Raw genomic sequence first — 20,955 nt, forward strand, 5'->3', positions numbered from 1 at the left:
ACGGTCGGATCCCCACTGCGCGGCGCTCTGACCCGATCCCAACTGGATCCCCCCATGGCAACGACAATCGAAAACTACTTCCAGCCCGGCTGGCGCGACCAGCAGCACACCTGCCCGGCCTGCGAATGGAAGGGCAGCTCGCGTGCCATGGAGATGGAGCTGGACGAGGACGCCACCGAGTACGACTGCCCGGTCTGCGAGAACCCACTGCTGGTGGTCCTGCACCCGGACATTGCGCAGGTGCAGGCCGCCGCCGCCGAAGGCAATGCCGAGGCACAGGAGCAGTTGGAGATCATCGCCAGCTTCCCGCGCCCGCAGTGACGCGGCGCACGATGCCGGGCCGACGTCGGCGGACTACGATGCAGGCGATCTCGCCGCTTCGGAAAATCCCATGGTCCGTTTGCTGTCGCGCTGGCTGCCACTGCTGGCCCTTCTGATGATGAGCGGTTGCACTTCGCTGCCGGACAGCGCGCGTGGCCGCTTCGAAGCACGTGCGGTGAAGGTGGACGGGCAAACGGCTTACTACCAGGTGTTCATTCCGGCCGGCGTGCAGGCCGCCGCTCCCACCCACCTTCCGGTCGTCCTGTTCCTGCACGGCTCGGGCGAGCGCGGCGCCGATGGCGTCAAGCAGACCCACGCCGGGCTGGGGCCTTACCTGCGCGCGCATCCCGATTTCCCGGCCCTGGTGGTGTTCCCGCAGGTACCGGGCCACGAGGAATGGAGCGGCCGCAACAACCGTGCGGCAGTGGCCGCGCTGGACGCGACGATCGCCGAATTCGGCGCCGACCCGGCGCGGCAATACCTGACCGGCATGTCGATGGGCGGCTATGGCAGCTGGAACATCGCATTGGATGACCCACGCCGCTTTGCCGCGATCGTCCCCGTGTGCGGCGCGGTGCTCGCCCCGCGTGCGGTACGCCCGACCCTGTTCGTCGAGCAGGTCGCGCACGAAGCGGACCCGTACGCGGTGATTGCCCAGCGCCTGCAGCACACGCCGATCTGGATCTTCCACGGCGCACTGGATGACGTGGTGCCGCCGGACGACGACCGCAGACTGCATGCCGCATTCCAGCGCGCCGCCGCACGCGACGTGCGCTACACCGAATACCCGGAAGGCAACCACAATGCCTGGGACGCCACCTACGCCGCCCCGGCAATGTGGGAATGGCTGTTCGCGCAGAAGCGCTGAACCGCAGCTTCTGCTGGGAAACACCTGTTGGTGGATGCCTACCGTTGGTCGGCTTGGGTATTGGTGGGTGCCGACCGTTGGTCGGCTTGGGTATGGGTGGGTGCCGACCGTTGGTCGGCACTACCTCTCCGCTTCGGGGTAATCCATTGCCTGGTACCTCTCATCGATCTCCCATCGGCACCAGGCATACGGATACTCTCCCACGCAGCTCGCCAAGTTCGCCCTGACCGGGTTGGCGACGATGTACATCGCATGGCGAAACAGTGATTCTTCAGAACGAATGGCGTGATCGTGATAGCTCGATTGCCAGAATGGTCCTGTCCTACCCAGCATGCGGTTGATCCGCAATGCACTGCTCGATTTGAAGCGTTGCATGATGTAGTCCAGCGAGAACGCACGGATCTCCACAAGCCAATGGATGTGGTCCGGCATGACCACATAGGCAAGTGAGTGCGTCAGGCCCTCAGCATCAATGCGACGGAACACATCCATCACCTCCTGTGCCGCAGTGGCATCATCGAAGTAGCGTCGACGCTCCTGGATGACGGTGGTCAGGATGTAGGATTGTCCGATCCGGGAATGGCGGCCAAGGCGTAGGCGTGCGCGGCTCATGGGCCCAAGCGTGCGCCTGCCGCCGCCCCTGTTCTATCGGGCAATCACGTCAGTAAAGATAGGCCCGGAACCATTCAATGGCTAGGCCCGCACTTCACCGCACTGACGGTTCAGTGCCGACCAACGGTCGGCACCCACCGGATCGGATAAGGACAGATCAACCATGCCGACCAACGGTCGGCACCCACCGGATCGGATAAGGACAGATCAACCGTGCCGACCAACGGTCGGCACCCACCGGATCGGATAAGGACAGATCAACCGTGCCGACCAACGGTCGGTACCCACCGGATCGGATAAGGACAGATCAACCGTGCCGACCAACGGTCGGCACCCACCAGGGCAGGTCAGCCCAGCAGGGTTTCCAGCACGGCCATGCGCACGGCGACGCCGTTGGCGACCTGGCGCAGCACCCACGACTGCGGGCCGTCGGCCACCTCGTCGGTCACTTCCACGCCGCGGTTGATCGGGCCCGGGTGCAGCACCGCTGCATCCTTGCCCGCGCGCGCCAGGCGTTCGCTGGTCAGGCCGTACTGCGCGTGGTACTGCTCCAGCGACGGCACCAGGCCTTCTTCCATGCGCTCGCGCTGCAGGCGCAGCATCATCAGCGCATCGACGCCTTCCAGCATCGCGTCGAAATCATCGCCGACCACGCAGCCCTTCAGGGTCTCGTCGTCCGGCAGCAGCGACTGCGGGCCACACACGCGGATCTCGCCCACGCCCAGCGTGCGCAGCGCATGCAGGTCGGTACGGGCCACGCGCGAGTGCTTCACGTCGCCGACGATCACGACTTTCAGTTTCGAGAAATCCGGGCCCTTGGCCTGGCGCAGGGTCAGCATGTCCAGCAGGCCCTGGGTCGGGTGCGAACTGCGGCCGTCACCGGCATTGATCAGCGCGGTGCCCTCGCCTGCCGCATCGGCCAGTGCGGCCACGGCGCCGTCATCGGGGTGGCGCACCACGAAGCCGCGCACGCCCATCGCTTCCAGGTTGCGCAGCGTGTCGCAGGCGGTCTCACCCTTGCGGGTAGAGGAGGTCGAGGCGTCGAAATTCAGCACGTCCGCCCCCAGCCGCTGCGCGGCCAGCTGGAACGAACTGCGGGTGCGCGTGGACGGTTCGAAGAACAGCGTGCACACCGCCGAACCGGCCAGCACGTGGCGCTTGTTGCCGACGCGGCCGACTGCGGCATCGCGGATCTGCCCTGCGCGGTCGAGCAGCTGCAGCAGCGTTTCGCGCGGCAGGCCCTCCAGGGTCAGCAGGTGGCGCAGGCGTCCGGAGGCATCGATTTGCTGGGCGGTCATGGCGGTGTCGGGCAGTCAGGGAATGGGGGTGGCGTCGTCCGGCGACGACAGCCAGCGATCGATGATCACCGCTGCGGCGACGGCATCGAGGGCAGCCGCATCACGGCGGCGCTTGCGCCCTTCGGCGCGCTCGACGGCGAAGCGGCGTGCGGCCTCGACCGAGCTGGAACGCTCGTCGATCATCACCACCGGCAGCTTGAAGCGCTCCCGCAGCTGGCGGGCGAAGCCCTGCGCGCGCTTGCGGTTGGGCTGGTCCTGGCCGTCCAGGGTCAGCGGGTCGCCGACCACCAGGCCGTCGGGCTTCCATTCCTTGAGCAGGCGTTCGATCGCGGTCCAGTCCGGGCCGTTGCCGTGCACATCGACCACGGCCACCGCGCGCGCATGCGCGGCGAAGGCACTGCCGATGGCCACGCCGATCCGTCGCGAGCCGACATCGAAACCCAGAACGGTGCCATCACGGCGGATCGCCGGGGCAGCAGAATCCGGCGCGGGCGTGATGGGCTCAGACATGGCCGCTGTAGTCGGTCAGCCGGAACAGGTCCACGCCGATGCGCGAGGCCGCACCCTGCCAGCGCTGCTCCAGCGGCAGCTGGAACACCAGCTCGGCATCGGCCGGCACGGTCAGCCAGCTGTTCTCGGACAGCTCGCTTTCCAGCTGCCCGGCGCCCCAACCGGCACAGCCGAGGGTGACCACGGCATTGGCCGGGCCTTCGCCGCGCGCCATCGCTTCGAGGATGTCGCGCGAGGTGGTCAGGTACAGGCCGTCGCCCACGGTCAGGCTGGAATCCCACGCCCGCGCGTCGTCATGGATGACAAAGCCGCGCTCGGGATGCACCGGGCCGCCGTTGAGCACCATGCGCGCCTGCAGGTCGCCATCACCGGTGGTGATGTCCATCTGTGCAAGCACTTCACCCAGCGTGTACTCGGAAGGCTGGTTGACCAGCACGCCCATCGCCCCGTTCTCGTCGTGCTGGCAGATCAGCGCGACGCTGCGGGCGAAGGTCGCGTCGAGCAGCGACGGCAGCGCGACGAGCAGGTGATCGGCAAGGGAGGTCGGCGTTACAGGCATGGTCCTATTCTACCTGCTGGGGGCGGGATGGTCGCGCGATGGCGTCGAACAGCGATGGGCTAGGATGGTGCTTTGCCATGGAAGGTCATCGATGCAGTCTTCAACGCCCCTGACCCTGCCGGCACGCAGCGCCATCGTCCTGCTTGCCCTGCTGCAGGGCCTGATGCTGTATGCCGCGCAGGAACTGTCCGATGCGTGGCCGTTCCGCGATATCGGCTGGCGCTACTGCTGGTACGCCTGGGTGCTGGCCATTCCCAGCGCGGTGGCGCTGAGCCTGGTGGAGCTGGGCCAGCGCCGCCTGTGGCTGCAGGCCGTGCTCGGCTCGACGGTGGTGCTGGCGCTGGCCGCCTGGATCGGCTGGAACCTCACTGGCGAGACCTCACTGGAATCGGGCGCGTTGCAGCTTCCGTTGACCCTGGGCATTGCCGTTGCGGTGTTCGTGGTCCTGCCCTGGTGGCAGTTCCAGCTGCAGCACGGGCACTGGCGTGCCAGTTACCCCGAGCTGTTCGAGCGCGCCTGGCAGAATGGTTTGACCCTGGCCCTGGCGGCACTGTTCACCGGGCTGACCTGGCTGCTGTTGTGGCTGTGGTCGGCGCTGTTCCAGCTGCTCGACGTGACCGTCTTCCGCGACCTGTTCCGGCAGGACGCGTTCATCGCACTGGCCACCGGCAGCCTGGCCGGGTTCGGCGTACTGATCGGGCGCACCCAGCACCGCGCCATCCAGATCACCCGCCAGGTGCTGTTCGCGATCTGCCGTGGGCTGTTGCCGCTGCTCTCGTTCATCGCCGTATTGTTCGTGCTGAGCCTGCCGCTTACCGGGCTGGAACCGTTGTGGAAGACCCGCTCGGCCGCCGGCCTGCTGCTGGTGCTGTCGCTGCTGCTGGTGACGTTCACCAACGCGGTCTACCAGCAGGGGGAAGAGAGCGCCCCCTACCCGCTGCTGCTGCGCCGGCTGGTTGAAGCCAGCCTGCTGGCGCTGCCGGTCTACGCCGCACTGGCGCTGTACGCACTGGGGCTGCGCGTGGTGCAGTACGGCTGGACCGTGGACCGGTTCTGGGCGGTACTCGTCGCAGTGGCCGTGGCCGGCTATGCCGCGGGCTACGCGCTGGCGGTGCTGCGCCGGCAACGCCGCTGGTTGCAGATGCTGGAGCCGGTCAACCGCTGAATGTGCTGGGCGGTGCTGGCACTGGCATTGCTGGGCAACTCGCCGCTGCTGGACCCGGTGCGGCTGACCCTGTCCAGCCAGCTGGCGCGCCTGCGTGCGGACCCGCCTGCAATCACCAGCAGTGACGTCAACGTGCTGCGCTTCGATCTTGGCCACCGCGGCGTGCGGGCGCTGCGCGAGCTGCAGCGTGATCCAGCCATCACCGCCGATGCCAACGCGCCACAGGTGATCGCTGCCGCGCTGGCACGTACCTCGCGCTGGGATGACGGCCACCGCCTCGACAAGGGGCCGCAGGACGTCGTCGCCCTGCAGCGCGCGTTGAAGCTGGCCAAGGGATCCAGCTCGCCACCGGACGATTGGTGGCAGGCACTGGCCACGCGCGCGATCGATGGCGAATCCTGCGCCCAGAGCGAGCGCGACTGCCTGATCGTGCATCGCGACCTGGACGGCGATGGCACTGGCGAAGTGCTGCTGTGCGAGCTGTACACCCACCGTGGGCCGGACTGCGTGCTGTACGCACGTGGCAGGGATGCCCACTGGCGCCGGGCCGGTTCGCTGTTCGGCACCGTCAGCGGCCAGGCCGAGGCGATCAACCAGGCCCTGCGTGGTGGCGAACTCACTCTCGTGCCACCGCGCTGGCCGATGCTGTCCATCGGCGGGCGCCCTGCGCTGGCCATCGATCCCGAATCCGAATCCACCGAGTCTTCCCCATGAGCGGCTACTGCCTCATCGCCCCGGGCCATCCGGTGCACGACTACTACCACGCCAACGAGTACGGCTTCCCGCAGCGCGATGAGCGTGAACTGTTCGAGCGGCTGGTACTGGAAATCAACCAGGCCGGGCTGAGCTGGGAAACGATCCTGAAGAAGCGCGAGGGCTTCCGCGCGGCCTACGACGGCTTCAATGTGGACCGCGTGGCCGCATATGCCGAGCAGGACATCGAACGCCTGCTGTCGGACGCGGGCATCATCCGCAACCGCCTGAAGGTGCTGGCGGCGATCCACAACGCGCAGGTGATCCAGCAGCTGCGGGCCAGCCATGGCAGCTTCGCGGCGTGGCTGGATGCGCACCACCCACGCAGCAAGGCCGACTGGGTGAAGCTTTTCAAGAAGACGTTCCGCTTCACCGGCGGCGAGATCACCGGCGAATTCCTGATGAGCCTGGGCTACCTGCCCGGCGCGCACGCCGAGGATTGCCCGGTGCATGCGCGGCTGCTGACACTGTCGCCGCCCTGGTTGCAGGCCGCCGCCCGCTGACGCATCTCCGCCGGGCATGGCCCGGCGTCATCACGCGTGGGTTCCGGCGGGGCCGGCCGTCGAATCGTCATACGCCCATGTAACGGCCGGGGCGGTGGTTGAACATCAGCACCAGGCTGAGCACCACCGCGCCGATGGCCGAATACAGCACCTTCGACGGCGACAACACGAAGAACGCGGCCACCATCAGGCAGGCGTCGTAGGACATCTGCACCTTGCCCGCGCTCCAGCCGCGGGTGCGCTGCAGGTACACCGCCAGGATGCCGATGCCGCCGAGACTGGCACGATGGCGGATGAAGAACAGGATGCCCAGGCCGGACAACGCACCGCCGACGATCGCCGAATACAGCGGGTTGATGTGCGAGAAGTCGATCCAGCGCGGCAGCAGGTCGGTCAGCACGCCACAGGCGGTGACCGCGGCGAAGGTCTTCAGGGTGAATTCCCAACCCATGCGCCGCAGCGCCACCCAGTAGAACGGCAGATTGACCAGCACGAACACCAGGCCGAAGTTCCAGCCCATCGCGTAGTGCAGCAGGAACGCCATGCCGGCCATGCCGCCGATCATCAGCCCGCCCTTGGCGAAGATGGCCAGGCCCAGCGAGGCCACCATCGTGGCCAGCACCATGCCCTGCACGTCCTCGGCGATCGAGTGGCGCAGCGCTTTTTCGTCGGCGGTGGTGCCGGCGCTGTCGGGCGGCGGGGTCAGCGGACCGGCGGTGACCAGGTGGCCGTCAGCGTCGTCGCACGGCGCGGGGCCATGGGAGGGAAGGGACATACGGGTGGGGAACAGCAGGTGGGGAGCGGTATTAGACACGATCTGCATGACAGTTGCAGATGAAATCGTTCAGCTGAATGCGCCCCGCCCGATCTCCGGCCCGCCGCTGCTCAGCCCCTGCCGGCCAGATGGTGCGCCACCAGCGCGTTGGCATGGCCATGGCCCAGCCCATGCTCACTTTTCAGGAAGCTGACCAGTTCCATGTGTTTCAGGCCCTTCTTCCCGGCCAGCAGCCCGAACCAGTGCGCCACCGGCTGCCCGTAGGTCTTCTCGATGGAGGGGAAATACGAGGCCGGGCCTTTCGGCTTGGTGTCAGTGCTCATGTGCAGCTCCCGTTGAAGTCGTTCATTCGACGAACCACAGACGCAGAAATCGACATACCCACACGTCCGACCCAGTGCCGACCAACGGTCGGCACCCACCAAAGCAGAATGCCGTTCCAACAGCTCACGGGAAACTGTCGGAGGTGGGGTGGGTCCGGTTGAGGGGGCGTGAGCCGCATGGATGCGGCGACCGAGCCTACATGGAGGTATTTACGGCGTCCCCCTCAACCGGACCCACCCCGCCATCCCACGGAATGCACGCATCTGACGTTGACGTTGCCTTGGCTTGAAGCAGGTGCCGGGCGCAGCCCGGCCGTATCATCCCAGCATGCCCCGCGAAAACCTCAACGACCTGCAGGCCTTCGTCCACGTTGCCCGCGAGGGCAGCTTCACCAAGGCCGCCGCCCAGCTGGGCGTGTCCCAGTCCGCGCTCAGCCATGCCATGCGCGGCCTGGAACAGCGCCTGGGCGTGCGCCTGCTGACCCGCACCACCCGCAGCGTGTCCACCACCGAAGCCGGTGCCCGCCTGCTCGACACCCTGGGCCCGCGCCTGGCCGAGATCGAGGACGGACTGGCCGCGCTGGCCGAATACCGTGAACGCCCGGCCGGTACCATCCGCATCAATGCCACCGGCCATGCCGCCGAGTACATCGCGTGGCCACGGCTGGCGCCGCTGCTGCAGCAGTATCCGGATTTGAAGGTGGAACTGGCCGCCGACTACGGGCTGGCCGACATCGTGGCCGAGCGCTACGACATCGGCATCCGCCTCGGCGAGCGCCTGGCGCGCGACATGGTCGCCGTGCCGATCAGCCCGCCGCTGCGCATGCGCGTGGTCGGTGCACCCAGCTACTTCCACCAGCACGTGGTCCCACGCCATCCGGACGAGCTGGCAGGCCACAACTGCGTGACCCTGCGCCTGCCCACGCATGGCGGGCTGATGCCGTGGGATTTCGGCCAGGACGGCAACGAACTGAGCGTGCGCGTGAGCGGCCAGTGGACCTTCAACACCATGGGCATGACCCGCGCCGCTGCGCTGGCCGGCAGCGGACTGGCCTGGCTGCCGGAAGACCAGGTGCAGCCGATGCTGGACGATGGCCGCCTGCAGTCGGTGCTGGACGACTGGTGCCCGCACTTCGATGGCTACTACGCGTACTACCCGTCGCGCCGCCATGTGACCGTGGCGATGCGCACGGTGCTGGATGCGCTGCGCGGGCCGATGGCTGGATGAGGTGTGCGGACCAACGGTCCGCACCCACCTCGGTCCGCACCCGGTGATCAGCCCTTGGCCTGGGCCGCACGCTGGGCGTTGTAGCGCTCACCGACGATCGACACTTCATCCAGCGCCTGCGCGATGCGCTGCAGTTCCTCCGGCGCCAGCTGCAGGTCAGCCGCGCCCAGGTTCTCTTCCAGGCGGTGGATCTTGGTGGTGCCCGGAATCGGCACGATCCACGGCGCCTGCGCCAGCAGCCAGGCCAGCGCCACCTGCGCCGGGGTCGCGCCACGTGCGGCAGCAATCGTGCTGATGCGATCAACCAGTGCCTGGTTGGCGCGGCGCGCCTCCACTTCGAAACGCGGCACGGTATTGCGGAAATCGTTGGCGTCGAAGGTGGTGTCGGCGTTGATCGCGCCGGTCAGGAAGCCACGGCCGAGCGGACTGAACGGCACGAAGCCGATGCCCAGTTCCTGCAGGGCCGGCAGCAGTTCGCGCTCCGGTTCACGCCACCACAGCGAATACTCGCTCTGCACGGCAGCCACCGGCTGCACCGCGTGCGCACGGCGCACGGTGGTGGCGCTGGCCTCGGACAGGCCGAAGTGGCCGACCTTGCCCTCGGCGATCAGGTCGCGCACGGTGCCGGCCACATCCTCGATGGGCACGTTCGGATCGACACGGTGCTGGTAGAACAGGTCGATATGGTCGGTGCGCAAACGCTTGAGGCTGGCTTCGGCCACCGCGCGGATGTTCTCCGGGCGGCTGTCCAGGCCGGTATCGGTGCGCGCGTCCTCGAAACCGAACTTGGTGGCGATCACCAGTTTGTCGCGGTAAGGCGCCAGGGCCTCGCCGAGCAGGTCTTCATTGGTGTACGGGCCGTACACTTCGGCGGTGTCGAAGAAGGTCACGCCGCGTTCAACGGCAGCGTGCAGCAGGGCGATGCCCTGGCTGCGCTCGACCGGCTGGCCATAGGCATGGGTCAGGCCCATGCAGCCCAGGCCCAGGGCGGAAACCTTCAGGCCGCTGCGGCCGAGTTCACGTGTCTGCATCGTGGTGCTCCAGAGGGGGAACGCTGACGATACGCCTGCAGGGGCCGCCGATTGAATGGGCAGCATTGCAGTTGGTCATGACTGGAATTCATCAATCGCCAACGCGCCCGGTAGAGTCGACTGTTAGTCGACTGCTCTTTCACCGGCCGGGAAAATCCCGCGCTGCGCGCGAGAGTCGACTGACAGTCGACTCTACAGAGTCGCAGGTCACCGGATCTCGGAGATCTCCACGCCATCCAGGCCCTGTGACAGCGTGCGTGCGTCGCCGCCCTGGCTGAGCTTGATGCGCAGGCGCACTTCGTTCTGCGAATCGGCGTAACGCAGCGCGTCCTCGTAGCTGATCTCGCCGGCCTGGTACAGCTCGAACAGGCTCTGGTCGAAGGTCTTCATGCCCAGCTGGACCGAGTCCTTCATCACTTCCTTCAGCTTGTGGATCTCGCCGTCGCGGATGTAGTCCTGCACCAGCGGCGTGCCCAGCAGGATCTCCATCGCCACCTTGCGCGAGCGGCCATCGGGCGACGGCACCAGCTGCTGCGCGACCACGCCCTTGAGATTCAGCGACAGGTCCATCAGCAGCTGGTTGCGGCGGTCTTCCGGGAAGAAATTGACGATGCGGTCCATCGCCTGGTTGGCGTTGTTGGCATGCAGGGTGCACAGCACCAGGTGGCCGGTTTCGGCGAACGCGATGGCGTGGTCCATGCCTTCGCGGGTACGCACCTCACCGATCATGATCACGTCCGGCGCCTGGCGCAGGGTGTTCTTCAGCGCGGCTTCCCAGCTGTCGGTATCGATGCCGACTTCGCGCTGGGTGATGATGCAGCCCTCGTGCTTGTGCACGAACTCGATCGGATCTTCGATGGTGATGATGTGGCCGGTCGAGTTCTGGTTGCGGTAACCGATCATCGCTGCCAGCGACGTCGATTTACCGGTGCCGGTGGCGCCGACGAACAGGATGATGCCGCGCTTGGTCATCGCCAGCGTCTTGATGATCGGCGGCAGGCTCAGTTCTTCCACCGTCGGAATGCGCGTCTCGATGCGACGCAGCACCATGCCGACCTGGTTGCGCTGGTAGAAGCAGCTGACGCGGAAGCGGCCGACACCGGACAGGCCGATGGCGAAGTTGCATTCGTGGGTCTTCTCGAATTCCTCGCGCTGCGCCGGGGTCATCACGTTGAGGACCAGGTCGCGGCTCTGCTGCGGCGTGAGCGGGGTCTGCGTGATCGGCGAGATCTTGCCGTTGACCTTCATCGCCGGCGGCATGCCCGCAGTGATGAACAGGTCCGAGGCGCGCTGGTGCGCCATCAGTTTGAGGAACGAAGTGAAATCGATGGTGGTCGCGGTGGTGTTCACGGCAGGCTCCCGGAAAGCGGTTTACCAGGTAACGGTCGGTGGAGGAAACAACACGGGAACAGCAGCGCACTGGCGCACGCTGCCCCGCTACTGCCCCGCCTTACTCGAACAGGCGCTTGTCCTTGGCGTACTCACGGGCCTGGTTTCGGGTGATCAGGCTGCGCTTGACCAGGTCCTGCAGGTGCTGGTCCAGGGTCATCATGCCGTACTGCTGGCCAGTCTGGATGGCCGAATACATCTGCGCCACCTTGTCCTCGCGGATCAGGTTGCGGATGGCCGGGGTGCCGACCATGATTTCCCACGCTGCGGTACGGCCGCCGCCAACCTTCTTCAGCAGCGCCTGCGAAATGACCGCACGCAACGACTCGGACAGCATCGAGCGCACCATCGGCTTTTCGCCGGCCGGGAACACATCGATGATGCGGTCGATGGTCTTGGCCGCCGAGCTGGTATGCAGGGTGCCGAACACCAGGTGGCCGGTTTCCGCTGCGGTCAGTGCCAGGCGGATGGTTTCCAGGTCACGAAGTTCGCCCACCAGGATGATGTCCGGGTCCTCACGCAGCGCCGAGCGCAGTGCTTCATTGAAGCCATGCGTGTCGCGGTGCACTTCGCGCTGGTTGATCAGGCACTTCTGCGAGGTATGCACGAATTCGATCGGATCCTCGACGGTGAGGATGTGGCCGTATTCGTTCTTGTTGATGTAGTCGATCATCGCCGCCAGCGTGGTCGACTTGCCCGAACCGGTCGGGCCGGTCACCAGGATCAGGCCCTGCGGCTGCTGGATCACTTCGCGGAACAGCGGCGGGCAGGCCAGGTCCTCGAGGGTGAGCACCTCGGACGGAATGGTACGGAACACCGCACCGGCACCGCGGTTCTGGTTGAACGCGTTCACTCGGAAGCGCGCCAGCGATGGAATCTCGAAGGAGAAGTCCACTTCGAGGAATTCCTCGTAATCGCGGCGCTGCTTGTCGGACATGATGTCGTACACCAGCGCATGGACCTGCTTGTGGTCCAGGGCTGGGATGTTGATCCGGCGAACGTCGCCGTCGACGCGGATCATCGGCGGCAGGCCTGCGGACAGGTGCAGGTCGGACGCTTTGTTCTTTACGGAAAACGCCAGCAGTTCGGCGATATCCATGAGCGGCTACTCCCCAATAACGGCTTCGACTGGAAGGATCTTTCCCCGGGCGGCAGTATAGCCTCCTGATTCAACGGAACGCGTTACGTGGCCACTTCCCTGCCCCAGATCCTGAGCAACCTGCATGCCGCCGCCGAGGCCGCTGGCAGGCCCGACCCACGCCTGCTGGCGGTGTCCAAGACCCAGCCGGCCGAGGCCGTGGCCGCGCTGGCCGCGCAGGGCCAGCACGCCTTCGGCGAGAACTACGTGCAGGAAGCACTGGCCAAGATGCAGGCGCTGCAGCACCTGGCGCTGGAATGGCACCTGATCGGCCACCTGCAGTCGAACAAGGCCGAGGCCGTGGCCAGCCATTTCGACTGGGTGCAGAGCGTGGACCGCCCCAAGCTGGTGACCGCGCTGGCACGCCATCGCCCGGCCGCGCGAGGCCCGCTGAACGTGCTGATCCAGGTCAACATCGACGACGAATCCAGCAAGCATGGCTGTGCACCGGAAGAAGTGGATGCACTGGCCGCAGCGATTGCCGCCGAACCCACCCTGCGCCTGCGCGGACTGATGGCGATTCCCGCGCCATGGCCCGAAGCCGAGCGCCGTCGGGATGCATTCGTGCGCATGCGCACACTTTGCCAGTCGCTGGCTGCCCAGCACGCGCAGATCGACACGCTGTCGATGGGCATGAGCAGCGACTACGCCGAAGCCATCGCCGAGGGCGCCACCCTGGTGCGCATCGGCACCGCCCTGTTCGGCGCGCGCCCGCGCCCGGCCTGATTTTTCAAGGAGATTTCCATGGCAGCTGATTCCATCACCTTCATCGGCGGCGGCAACATGGCGCGCAGCCTGATCGCCGGCCTGATCCGCCAGGGCGTGCCGGCCGCGCACATCCACGTCGCCGAACCGGTGGCCGAACTGCGCCAGGCGCTGGCCGCCGACTTCGGCGTGCAGGTGCATGACAACGCGAGCGATGCCGCCGCGCAGGGTGGCACCTGGCTGCTGGCGGTGAAGCCGCAGGTGCTGCGCGAAGTCTGCCAGTCTCTGCAGGCGCTGGCACAGGCGAGCCGACCGCTGGTGGTGTCGATTGCCGCCGGCATCACCAGTGCGCAGCTGCAGCGTTGGTTGGGGGGCGACCTGGCAGTGGTGCGCGCGATGCCGAACACGCCTGCCCTGCTCGGCGCAGGTGTGACCGGCCTGTTCGCCACACCGTCGGTGGACACGCAGCAGCACGCGCGGGCCGAGCAGGTGCTGGCCAGTGCCGGGCGCACGGTGTGGATCGACAGCGAGGGGCTGATGGATTCAGTGACTGCCGTTTCCGGCAGCGGCCCGGCCTATGTGTTCCTGCTGGCCGAAGCCATGGAAGCGGCGGGTATTGCCCAGGGCCTGCCGGCCGACGCCGCGCGCACGCTGGTGGTGCAGACCCTGCTGGGCGCCTCGCGCATGCTGGATGAGGCTGGTGAAAGCCCGGCGGAACTGCGCCGCCGCGTGACCTCGCCGAACGGAACCACCCAGGCCGCGATCGAGAGCTTCCAGGCCGGTGGCTTCGAGGCCCTGGTGGATACGGCACTGCGCGCTGCGCAGGTGCGTGGGCAGGAACTGTCTGCGGCGAATGATTGATCCCGATGTGTGCCGACCAACGGTCGGCACCTACCATCATCCACGCATGGCGTGGATCTATTGATACCTGTCGCCGCTGGAATGCACGGTGCTCTGCTGTCTGCGGTGAATGATTGATCCCGATGTGTGCCGACCAACGGTCGACACCTACCATCATCCACGCATGGCGTGGATGCTCATTGCCCCAACGTGGTCATGACGAAATCGACGAAGCACTGCAACCGCGGGCGCGGTCTGCGGTCGGGCAGGTAGATCAGGTGCATCGGCCGCGGTTCGGGCAGGTAGTCGCGCAGCAGCGGCTTCAACCGCCCGGCTGCAATCTCCCCGGCCAGCAGTGCGGTCGGCTGCAGCACCAGCCCTGCCCCGGCCACCGCGGCTTCGCGCAGTGCAACACCATCATTGCAGGTCAGGCGCGCTTCCCAGTCCACCTGTTCACCGTTGGCCAGCTGCCAGCCGTGGCCACCGCGCCAGGCCAGATGGCTCAGGCAGTCATGCCCTTTCAGATCGGCGGGCGTACGCGGCGTGCCGCGCCGGCGCAGGTAGGACGGCGCCGCGCACAGGCTCATCGCATACGGTGGCAGCGGCCGCGCCACCACCTCCTGCGACGGCAGTGGCCCGACCCGGATCGCCACGTCGAAGCCGTCCTCGATCAGATCCACACGGCGGTTGCTCAGATCCAGTTCAACGTTCAGCTGCGGCTGCGCGCGCAGCAGGCCGGCCAGTTGTGGCGCCAGCACGCAGCTGCCCCAGGTGGTGGGTGCGCTGACCCGCAGCAGCCCGCGCGGTTGCACCTGCAGGCCGGCCACGTCGGCCTCGGCCTGCTGCACCTGCTCCAGCACCTGCCGGCACCCGGCCAGGTAGGCGCTGCCGGCTTCGGTCAGGCGCTGACGGCGGGTGTTCCGTTGCAGCACCGCGGTGCCCAGGTGCGCCTCCAGCTGCTGGATGTACTTGCCGACCATCACCGCCGAGACCTGCAACTGTTCAGCGGCCCCTGCAAAGCTGCCGCACTCGGCTACCGCGACGAAAGCCTGCATGCAGCGAAGGGTATCCATTGCTAATCCAGAGTTAGGAATCCGCAAAGCATACGCCGCTTACCTAACCCCACTGTGACGGCGCAGACTGCGCTTACTCCCTCACGCAAGGAACGGCCATGAAGATCCTCCTCGTTGGTGCCAGCGGCACCCTCGGCCAGGCAGTCGCCCGCCAGCTCGGCCAACAGCATCAGATTCTCGCCGCCGGCCGCAGCAGCGGCGAACTGCGGGTGGACCTGACCGACGACGCCAGCGTCGCCGAACTGTTCTCGCGTACCGGCCCGGTTGATGCGGTGATTTCCACCGCCGGCAAGCTGCACTTCGGTCCGCTGCAGGACATGACGCCGGCGCAGTTCAACCTCGGCCTGCAGGACAAGCTGCTGGGCCAGGTGCGGCTGGCACTGGCGGCGCAGCACCATCTCAACGCCGGCGGCTCGATCACCCTGACCAGCGGCATCGTCAGTGCACAGCCGATCCGCGATGGCGTCAACGCCACCTCGGTGAATGCCGCGCTGGAAGGCTTCGTGCGTGCCGCCGCGTTGGAACTGCTGCCGCGTGGCCTGCGCATCAACGTGGTCAGCCCGAACGTGCTGATCGAATCGATGGCGGCCTACGGACCCTACTTCCCGGGCTTTGAAGCGGTGAGCGCGCAGCGCGCGGCGCTGGCCTTCCAGCGTGCAGTGGAAGGCATCCAGAGCGGCGAGACGATCACGGTCTGGTAAGAAAGAAGGGACGGAGGGGATCAAGTCGTCAATGCACAAACGACATAATCCCCTCCGTCCCCTTTTCGCGGTTCACTCCCAGCGCATCGGGCCGTCGCCGCGTTCGCCAAGCACATCCCCCGGGTTGGCCAGGCGGCAGCGCTGCAGCGACAGGCAGCCGCAGCCGATGCAGCCGGTGAGCTCATCGCGCAGCAGTTGCAGCATGTGGATGCGTTCTTCCAGCTCGGTGCGCCAGCGCGCGGACAGCCTGGCCCAGTCGGCCTTGGTCGGGGCGCGGCCCTCGGGCAGGCTTTCGAAGGCACGGCCGACCGCTTCCAACGGCATGCCCACGCGTTGCGCGACGCGGATCACCGCCAGCCGGCGCAGCACGTCGCGGCTATAGCGGCGCTGGTTACCCGAAGTGCGCAGGCTGCTGATCAGCCCCTTGCGCTCGTAGAAGTGCAGCGCCGAAACCGCCACGCCACTGCGCTGGGAGACTTCGCCAACGCTCAGTTCCTGGGACACCATTGCTTGACCTCAACTGCAGTTGAGGTGTCATGCTGCTATCTTCGCCGCCGGTTGACAAGCGCGGCCCGCATCTGACCCGTATGCCCCCGACCCTCTCGCCCGCCGCCGCCCACCTGCCGGCTGACACCTCGATCCTGTCCGCACGCTATCGCGCGACCACCCTCGGCATGGTCGCGCTGGTCGCGCTGCACGCCTTCGAGGCATTGGCCGTTGCGGCCGCGATGCCCACCGTGGCCGAGGCGCTGGATGGCCTGCGCCTGTACGCACTGGCCTTCGGCGGTACCCTGGCCACCAGCGTGATCGGCATGACCCTGGCCGGGCGCCGGGCCGATCACCATGGTCCGGCACGGCCGCTCTGGTACGGATTGGCCTGCTTCGTGCTGGGCCTGTTGCTGGCCGGCTTTGCGATGCGCATGGGCATGCTGGTGGCGGGACGCCTGCTGCAGGGCCTGGGTGCGGGTGCGATCTCGGTCTTGCTGTACGTGATGGTCGGCCGCAGCTACCCGGAGCACCTGCGGCCGAAGGTGTTCGCCGCCTTCTCGGCCGGCTGGGTGGTGCCTTCGATGGTCGGCCCGGCGTTGAGCGGCCTGATCGTGCAGCACCTGGGCTGGCGCTGGGTGTTCCTGGCGGTGCCATTGCTGGCGGTTCCGGCAGGCCTGCTGCTGCGCCCCGCGCTGGCACGCATGCAGCCCAGTCCCCCCAGCACCGCCGACGATGGACGCGGCAAGGTGGTGCGCTGGGCCAGCGGCGCCTCGCTGGCCGCGTTGCTGCTGTACTTCGGCGGTCAGCAACCGGGCCTGCCTGCCCTGCTCTGCATCGGTGTGGCGGTGCTGGCGCTGCTGTTCTGCGTACATCGACTGCTTCCGCCCGGAACACTGATCCTGCGCCGTGGCCTGCCCAGCGTAATCGCGCTGCGTGGCATCGCGGCAGCCGCCTTCTTCGCCTGCGAGGCCTACCTGCCACTGCTGCTGCAGCGCGAACGTGGCCTTTCGCCTAGCTGGGCCGGTGCCGTACTCAGTCTCGGTGCGCTGGGCTGGTTCGCCGGCTCGTGGCTGCAGGGCCACCAGCAGCGTGGCTGGTCACGCCAGCAGCTGCTGCGCGCCGGCACGATGATGATGACGGCCGGCATCGCCGCCACGCTGGCCGTGCTGTTCAACGGCATGCCACTGCCGGTGTCGCTGCTCGGCTGGGCCGTGACCGGCTTCGGCATGGGCATGATCTACGCAAGCCTGTCGGTGTTGACGCTGTCGTTGTCGGCGCCGCGGGAGCAGGGTGCCAACACCTCGGCACTGCAGCTGAGCGAGGCCCTGTCGGTGACCACCGCGCTGGCGGTCTCCGGCGCATTGTTCGCGTTGTTCGTGGAAAGCACCCCGCACACCGGCTACCTGCTGTGCCTGGCCATCACCTTCGGCCTTGCGCTGTTGGCCACGGTGATCGCGCGACGGGTGTAGCGCCGCCGCGCATCGCGGTAGTGCCGGCCGCTGGCCGGCAACCTCACGAACGCTGGAATGTCCAGATGATGACGGCCAGGGACCGGCATTACCGCGTACCGGCCCCCACATCATCGATGTCCCGATGCAGGATGCGCCGCACTTCCAGCACCGCCTGCGGGGTCTCCTGCACGCTGTGGCCGGAGATGATCACCTTCTCGGACAATGCACCCGGCAGGTGCGCACTCCAGTACGGCACCAGCCCGTCATCGGATTTGTCCACCGGCAGTTCCGGTTTGCGTTGGGCGATGATCGAGTGGTACTTCAGGCCCGCTTCGATCGGCAGCTGTGCGGCGGCCTTCACGAACGGATCGCTGGCCTTGAGGTTGTCGATGCTGTTCGGAATCTTCGGCTTGGCCGTGCCATCGACCTGCTGTTCGGCCTGCGCCAGTGCCAGGAACACATCCTCGAATTTGCCGAGGATGGTCAGCGGCAGGCGTACCAGGCGACCGATCAGGCGCCCGACCTTGTTGCCGGCAATGTCGGTGCCCTGGTGCGGCGCGGCGATGAAGATCGCGCGTTCCACGTTCGGCTGCGCCTTGAAATGCAGCAGCGGCCCCAGCTTGTTCTGCACCCGCTTCAGGCGCTCGCCCTTCAGGTCGTAGTTGGCCAGCAGGTCATTCCACAGTACGTCGCCCGAGTCACTGACCAGCAGGCGCGCCAGCACGCCGCCCATACTGTGGCCGATGTAGACCATGTCCTCCGATGCACGCGTGCTGCCGTTGGGATCGAAGTGCTTCAGCGTGTCGTTGAACGCATTGGCGATCTCGTAGCGGTTCAACGCGATCGGCGCATTGGTCGGGTAGTAGACCTGCCACACCTGGAACTGCTGGCGCAGCTCGGGGTCGCCCATGATCTCGTTGGCCAGGTTCACCCAGGCTTCCGGGCTGCTGGCCAGGCCGTGCAGCATGAAGATGATGCGACGATTCGGGTCCCACGGCTGCATCAGGTAGATGTGCGGTTCGCCGATGCCCTCGCTCATGCCGAACAGGGTGCGCAGCGATTGCCGGGCGAAACCGCTCTGCGCCAGCCACAGGCCATAGGCGGCGGTGAAGTTGCCGGCCAGCGGCACCTGCTCGCCATGCAGGGTGATGCGCTCGGTGGCTTCGGGCGAGTAAGCGTCCAGCTCGACCCGGCGCGTACGCATCACATCGTCCAGGTTGCTGCCCTCGAAGCGCAGCAGTGCGGTGACGTTGATCGAGGACATCTCGCTGAACTCGGGCACCGAATCGTCATGGCGATGACGGCGGCCACGGCGTGCGTCGTCCTCATCCTCCTGCGGCGCCTCGGCCTTGGGGCCCTCGGGTGCGATCACCGGTGCAACCAGCTTCGGCGGGTCCATCACCATCACCAGCTCAGCACCGAAGCCATCGCGGCGATAGGTACTGCGCAGGCCGACAAAGCTGACCGTGCCGGCCGGCACCAGCTGCGCGGGAATGCTCTTCAGGTTCAGCTGCTGGTAATTGGAGGCCAGCGACCAGCTGCCGACCGTGAGCGGCTTCGTGTAGTCCTCGCCGGCCAGCGCAGCGGCGCGTGCGCGCACGAACAGCACCACTGCCGCCTTCTCGGCGGCGTAGTTGTAGTAGTCGCGCACCTGCGTCTGCCGATCCTCGAAGGCACGGTCGGACGGCGAGCGGCCGCTGTAGAACAGGTACGCATAGGCGTAACGCGCGGCTTCCAACCAGGCATCCAATGCCGCATCGCTCATCGGCGGATCGCCGGCAGCCGTCTTCTTCGGCGTCATCGCCAGCGCGGCCTTCACCCACAGTTCGGACAGCGCCGACAACCGCTGCTCGACATTGAGGTCGTCGGTCATCAGCAGCGTGCTGCGGCAGACCAGGAAGTCCTTTTCGCACTGCGACTCGTCCAGGCCTGCCGCGCTGAGCGTTTCGCGCGCGGCCGGACTGAGCTTGCCCGTGTTGAGCACGTCGGCACGCTTGTTGACCAGCGAATCGCTGGACTTGACCTGCTTGACGGTAACCATCGCGCAACCGCTGCTACCCAGCAGCAGGAAGGCAGCGAACAACACCGGCAGCAGGCGCTGCCAGCGGCTTGGGAGGAATCGGGTCATTACTGCGGGTCCTGCTCGGTGCCGGGCACGCCCTGGCGGATTACGGTGGAGAAGTGGTCGCCGCTGCCCAGGTCCAGCGCACGCTCGGTGATGCGGCCCTTGTCATGCAGCTCGGCGTACGGCACACCTGGAGCGAGCGCGCCGACCTCCTGCGCGTACTCGGCCAGGTAACCGGACAGCAGCAGGCGGTAATCCAGCGGCAGGCGCGGTGCGATGTGCCGGGCCAGGTCGAAGACGATGGTGGTGCAGTTGCTGGTCAGCGTGTTGTAGAAGCCGGGCTTGGCATCCAGTTCGCGGGCCTGCGCGATGTACGCTGCGAACAGCTCCTTCAGCTGCGCACGGTCCATGCCATGCAGGCGGTAGAGATAGACGTCCTCGCCGCGCGCGTTGGTGCGGGTGCGGATGATGTCGGTCTCCTCCGAAGCTACCAGGGTCATCTCGAACTTGCGGAAGAAGCCCCCCAGCGCCGAGAACGATTCACCGCGCTCCTTGCGGATCTCCAGCGAGAACACCACGTGGCGACCGTCCTCGAAACCAAACGAGATCAGGGTGTGGGCGATGGCCGGGCCCATCCAGTACGACAGCACCAGATCGGCCGAGCGCAACTGGTCCAGGTCGTACTCGCGGCGCACCCAGCGGGCGTCGTAGTCGGTTTCGCTGCGCCAGCTGAAGTCACGCACGTTGTCCAGCACGACGTGGCGGCCATCGAAGGACACCACGTGCAGGCGCTGGGCCACGTCATCGGCCCACACGCGGTCCTGGCGCGGGGTCAGCAGCAGCCACCACAGGCCGGCCAGCGCCAGCGATGCCCCGAACGCCAGGCCCAGGCGGCGCGAGGCACGGCCACGCGCGACCCGCCACGACACCCACAGCGCTACCAGCAGCCACAGCCCGGCGACGCCGGTAGCCAGCCAGCCCGGCCCCGGCAACTGATAGGCCAGCAGCCCGGTCACCCACAGCGCCAGCAGCGCCATGGCACTTCCTGTCATCCATCGTCCTGCGGCTTTCACTGGCATCCTGTCGCGGTCCTGAAGCCGCATAGTTAGCCACAAGCGGGTTCATCGTGGCATCTACGGCCCGTTCAGGCACACCGGC

At 67.0% G+C, this 20,955-nt stretch carries 20 protein-coding genes and 2 pseudogenes; 9 read left to right on the plus strand and 13 right to left on the minus strand.

The genetic code is table 11. The features are described from left to right. Window positions 1-54: 54 nt before the first annotated feature. A complete protein-coding gene (locus JLDANKMP_RS03805; protein WP_005412494.1) occupies window positions 55-321 on the plus strand; it encodes a hypothetical protein in 267 nt (88 codons plus the stop codon). A gap of 70 nt (window positions 322-391) precedes the next feature. Then, window positions 392-1,189: a prolyl oligopeptidase family serine peptidase gene (locus tag JLDANKMP_RS03810; RefSeq protein WP_212560564.1), complete on the plus strand. Its 798-nt coding sequence runs from the start codon at window positions 392-394 to the stop codon at window positions 1,187-1,189. 120 nt (window positions 1,190-1,309) lie between these two features. Here the strand turns inward: JLDANKMP_RS03810 and JLDANKMP_RS03815 are convergent, their stop codons facing one another. From JLDANKMP_RS03815 to JLDANKMP_RS03830, 4 genes are all read right to left on the minus strand, one after another. Then, window positions 1,310-1,801, minus strand: coding sequence for a transposase (locus JLDANKMP_RS03815; protein ID WP_005408380.1), 492 nt, complete (start codon window positions 1,799-1,801; stop codon window positions 1,310-1,312). Between the two features lie 347 nt (window positions 1,802-2,148). After that, window positions 2,149-3,099 (minus strand): aspartate carbamoyltransferase catalytic subunit, encoded by a 951-nt coding sequence (locus JLDANKMP_RS03820; protein ID WP_024956074.1) that lies wholly within the window; start codon window positions 3,097-3,099, stop codon window positions 2,149-2,151. A gap of 15 nt (window positions 3,100-3,114) precedes the next feature. Continuing rightward, the gene (ruvX, locus tag JLDANKMP_RS03825) at window positions 3,115-3,609 is read right to left on the minus strand and encodes a Holliday junction resolvase RuvX (RefSeq protein WP_005408378.1); all 495 of its coding nucleotides are present in this window, start codon (window positions 3,607-3,609) and stop codon (window positions 3,115-3,117) included. Further along, a complete protein-coding gene (locus JLDANKMP_RS03830) occupies window positions 3,602-4,168 on the minus strand; it encodes a YqgE/AlgH family protein (RefSeq protein WP_005408377.1) in 567 nt (188 codons plus the stop codon). Before JLDANKMP_RS03830 ends, ruvX begins: the two co-directional genes overlap by 8 nt. Before the next feature lie 91 nt (window positions 4,169-4,259). Between JLDANKMP_RS03830 and JLDANKMP_RS03835 the strand changes: the two are divergent. Together JLDANKMP_RS03835 and JLDANKMP_RS03840 are read left to right on the plus strand one after the other, a co-directional pair. After that, window positions 4,260-6,047 (plus strand): annotated as a pseudogene (locus tag JLDANKMP_RS03835) (DUF4153 domain-containing protein). Continuing rightward, complete coding sequence (locus tag JLDANKMP_RS03840) at window positions 6,044-6,589, plus strand: DNA-3-methyladenine glycosylase I (RefSeq protein WP_212560565.1); 546 nt, start codon at window positions 6,044-6,046, stop codon at window positions 6,587-6,589. Before JLDANKMP_RS03835 ends, JLDANKMP_RS03840 begins: the two are co-directional and overlap by 4 nt. A gap of 67 nt (window positions 6,590-6,656) precedes the next feature. Here JLDANKMP_RS03840 and JLDANKMP_RS03845 read toward each other — a convergent pair whose 3' ends face one another. Together JLDANKMP_RS03845 and JLDANKMP_RS03850 are read right to left on the minus strand one after the other, a co-directional pair. Further along, window positions 6,657-7,364 carry a YitT family protein gene (locus JLDANKMP_RS03845; RefSeq protein WP_014036228.1) on the minus strand — a complete coding sequence of 236 codons (708 nt, stop codon included), beginning with the start codon at window positions 7,362-7,364 and terminating at the stop codon, window positions 6,657-6,659. A 110-nt stretch (window positions 7,365-7,474) separates the two neighbouring features. Continuing rightward, window positions 7,475-7,687 (minus strand): DUF4287 domain-containing protein, encoded by a 213-nt coding sequence (locus JLDANKMP_RS03850; RefSeq protein WP_046429254.1) that lies wholly within the window; start codon window positions 7,685-7,687, stop codon window positions 7,475-7,477. 328 nt (window positions 7,688-8,015) lie between these two features. Here JLDANKMP_RS03850 and JLDANKMP_RS03855 point away from each other — a divergent pair, with 328 nt between their 5' ends. Continuing rightward, window positions 8,016-8,915 (plus strand): LysR family transcriptional regulator, encoded by a 900-nt coding sequence (locus tag JLDANKMP_RS03855; RefSeq protein ID WP_212560566.1) that lies wholly within the window; start codon window positions 8,016-8,018, stop codon window positions 8,913-8,915. A 47-nt stretch (window positions 8,916-8,962) separates the two neighbouring features. Here the strand turns inward: JLDANKMP_RS03855 and JLDANKMP_RS03860 are convergent, their stop codons facing one another. The 3 genes from JLDANKMP_RS03860 to JLDANKMP_RS03870 form a co-directional block, all read right to left on the minus strand. Beyond that, on the minus strand, window positions 8,963-9,946 hold the full coding sequence (locus JLDANKMP_RS03860) for an aldo/keto reductase (protein ID WP_212560567.1): 984 nt from the start codon (window positions 9,944-9,946) through the stop codon (window positions 8,963-8,965). 207 nt (window positions 9,947-10,153) lie between these two features. Next, window positions 10,154-11,296 carry a PilT/PilU family type 4a pilus ATPase gene (locus JLDANKMP_RS03865; RefSeq protein ID WP_005408369.1) on the minus strand — a complete coding sequence of 381 codons (1,143 nt, stop codon included), beginning with the start codon at window positions 11,294-11,296 and terminating at the stop codon, window positions 10,154-10,156. A gap of 100 nt (window positions 11,297-11,396) precedes the next feature. Continuing rightward, window positions 11,397-12,434 carry a type IV pilus twitching motility protein PilT gene (locus tag JLDANKMP_RS03870; protein WP_004147099.1) on the minus strand — a complete coding sequence of 346 codons (1,038 nt, stop codon included), beginning with the start codon at window positions 12,432-12,434 and terminating at the stop codon, window positions 11,397-11,399. A gap of 87 nt (window positions 12,435-12,521) precedes the next feature. Between JLDANKMP_RS03870 and JLDANKMP_RS03875 the strand changes: the two genes are divergently transcribed. Together JLDANKMP_RS03875 and proC are read left to right on the plus strand one after the other, a co-directional pair. Further along, window positions 12,522-13,199, plus strand: a complete 678-nt coding sequence (locus tag JLDANKMP_RS03875; RefSeq protein WP_212560568.1) for a YggS family pyridoxal phosphate-dependent enzyme — start codon at window positions 12,522-12,524, stop codon at window positions 13,197-13,199. An 18-nt stretch (window positions 13,200-13,217) separates the two neighbouring features. Continuing rightward, window positions 13,218-14,039, plus strand: a complete 822-nt coding sequence (proC, locus tag JLDANKMP_RS03880) for a pyrroline-5-carboxylate reductase (RefSeq protein WP_005408367.1) — start codon at window positions 13,218-13,220, stop codon at window positions 14,037-14,039. Window positions 14,040-14,215: 176 nt separating this feature from the next. On the opposite strand, the gene JLDANKMP_RS03885 is transcribed toward proC, so the two are convergent. Continuing rightward, window positions 14,216-15,091 (minus strand): LysR family transcriptional regulator, encoded by an 876-nt coding sequence (locus tag JLDANKMP_RS03885; RefSeq protein WP_212560569.1) that lies wholly within the window; start codon window positions 15,089-15,091, stop codon window positions 14,216-14,218. Between the two features lie 89 nt (window positions 15,092-15,180). Here JLDANKMP_RS03885 and JLDANKMP_RS03890 point away from each other — a divergent pair. Next, window positions 15,181-15,792: pseudogene (locus tag JLDANKMP_RS03890) on the plus strand (short chain dehydrogenase); the annotation flags it as partial. Window positions 15,793-15,864: 72 nt separating this feature from the next. Here the strand turns inward: JLDANKMP_RS03890 and soxR are convergent. Further along, the gene (gene soxR / locus JLDANKMP_RS03895) at window positions 15,865-16,299 is read right to left on the minus strand and encodes a redox-sensitive transcriptional activator SoxR (RefSeq protein WP_012479331.1); all 435 of its coding nucleotides are present in this window, start codon (window positions 16,297-16,299) and stop codon (window positions 15,865-15,867) included. Between the two features lie 29 nt (window positions 16,300-16,328). On the opposite strand from soxR, the gene JLDANKMP_RS03900 reads away from it, so the two are divergent. Beyond that, a complete protein-coding gene (locus JLDANKMP_RS03900; RefSeq protein ID WP_212560570.1) occupies window positions 16,329-17,750 on the plus strand; it encodes an MFS transporter in 1,422 nt (473 codons plus the stop codon). Between the two features lie 88 nt (window positions 17,751-17,838). Here JLDANKMP_RS03900 and JLDANKMP_RS03905 read toward each other — a convergent pair whose 3' ends face one another. Together JLDANKMP_RS03905 and JLDANKMP_RS03910 are read right to left on the minus strand one after the other, a co-directional pair. Beyond that, window positions 17,839-19,860: an alpha/beta hydrolase gene (locus JLDANKMP_RS03905; protein WP_212560571.1), complete on the minus strand. Its 2,022-nt coding sequence runs from the start codon at window positions 19,858-19,860 to the stop codon at window positions 17,839-17,841. Further along, a complete protein-coding gene (locus JLDANKMP_RS03910; RefSeq protein WP_212560662.1) occupies window positions 19,860-20,834 on the minus strand; it encodes a DUF4105 domain-containing protein in 975 nt (324 codons plus the stop codon). Before JLDANKMP_RS03910 ends, JLDANKMP_RS03905 begins: the two co-directional genes overlap by 1 nt. Window positions 20,835-20,955: the final 121 nt, after the last annotated feature.

Source organism: Stenotrophomonas sp. PE591, from assembly GCF_018320795.1.
GTDB lineage: Bacteria > Pseudomonadota > Gammaproteobacteria > Xanthomonadales > Xanthomonadaceae > Stenotrophomonas > Stenotrophomonas maltophilia.

What these genes read in the sequence shown, in the direction of transcription:
- JLDANKMP_RS03805 (WP_005412494.1), top strand. Translation starts at nt 55, where the DNA reads ATGGCAACGACAATCGAAAACTACTTCCAGCCCGGCTGGCGCGACCAG.
- JLDANKMP_RS03810 (WP_212560564.1), top strand. Translation starts at nt 392, where the DNA reads ATGGTCCGTTTGCTGTCGCGCTGGCTGCCACTGCTGGCCCTTCTGATG.
- JLDANKMP_RS03815 (WP_005408380.1), bottom strand. Translation starts at nt 1,801, where the DNA reads ATGAGCCGCGCACGCCTACGCCTTGGCCGCCATTCCCGGATCGGACAA.
- JLDANKMP_RS03820 (WP_024956074.1), bottom strand. Translation starts at nt 3,099, where the DNA reads ATGACCGCCCAGCAAATCGATGCCTCCGGACGCCTGCGCCACCTGCTG.
- ruvX (WP_005408378.1), bottom strand. Translation starts at nt 3,609, where the DNA reads ATGTCTGAGCCCATCACGCCCGCGCCGGATTCTGCTGCCCCGGCGATC.
- JLDANKMP_RS03830 (WP_005408377.1), bottom strand. Translation starts at nt 4,168, where the DNA reads ATGCCTGTAACGCCGACCTCCCTTGCCGATCACCTGCTCGTCGCGCTG.
- JLDANKMP_RS03840 (WP_212560565.1), top strand. Translation starts at nt 6,044, where the DNA reads ATGAGCGGCTACTGCCTCATCGCCCCGGGCCATCCGGTGCACGACTAC.
- JLDANKMP_RS03845 (WP_014036228.1), bottom strand. Translation starts at nt 7,364, where the DNA reads ATGTCCCTTCCCTCCCATGGCCCCGCGCCGTGCGACGACGCTGACGGC.
- JLDANKMP_RS03850 (WP_046429254.1), bottom strand. Translation starts at nt 7,687, where the DNA reads ATGAGCACTGACACCAAGCCGAAAGGCCCGGCCTCGTATTTCCCCTCC.
- JLDANKMP_RS03855 (WP_212560566.1), top strand. Translation starts at nt 8,016, where the DNA reads ATGCCCCGCGAAAACCTCAACGACCTGCAGGCCTTCGTCCACGTTGCC.
- JLDANKMP_RS03860 (WP_212560567.1), bottom strand. Translation starts at nt 9,946, where the DNA reads ATGCAGACACGTGAACTCGGCCGCAGCGGCCTGAAGGTTTCCGCCCTG.
- JLDANKMP_RS03870 (WP_004147099.1), bottom strand. Translation starts at nt 12,434, where the DNA reads ATGGATATCGCCGAACTGCTGGCGTTTTCCGTAAAGAACAAAGCGTCC.
- proC (WP_005408367.1), top strand. Translation starts at nt 13,218, where the DNA reads ATGGCAGCTGATTCCATCACCTTCATCGGCGGCGGCAACATGGCGCGC.
- JLDANKMP_RS03885 (WP_212560569.1), bottom strand. Translation starts at nt 15,091, where the DNA reads ATGGATACCCTTCGCTGCATGCAGGCTTTCGTCGCGGTAGCCGAGTGC.
- soxR (WP_012479331.1), bottom strand. Translation starts at nt 16,299, where the DNA reads ATGGTGTCCCAGGAACTGAGCGTTGGCGAAGTCTCCCAGCGCAGTGGC.
- JLDANKMP_RS03900 (WP_212560570.1), top strand. Translation starts at nt 16,329, where the DNA reads ATGCTGCTATCTTCGCCGCCGGTTGACAAGCGCGGCCCGCATCTGACC.
- JLDANKMP_RS03905 (WP_212560571.1), bottom strand. Translation starts at nt 19,860, where the DNA reads ATGACCCGATTCCTCCCAAGCCGCTGGCAGCGCCTGCTGCCGGTGTTG.
- JLDANKMP_RS03910 (WP_212560662.1), bottom strand. Translation starts at nt 20,834, where the DNA reads ATGGCGCTGCTGGCGCTGTGGGTGACCGGGCTGCTGGCCTATCAGTTG.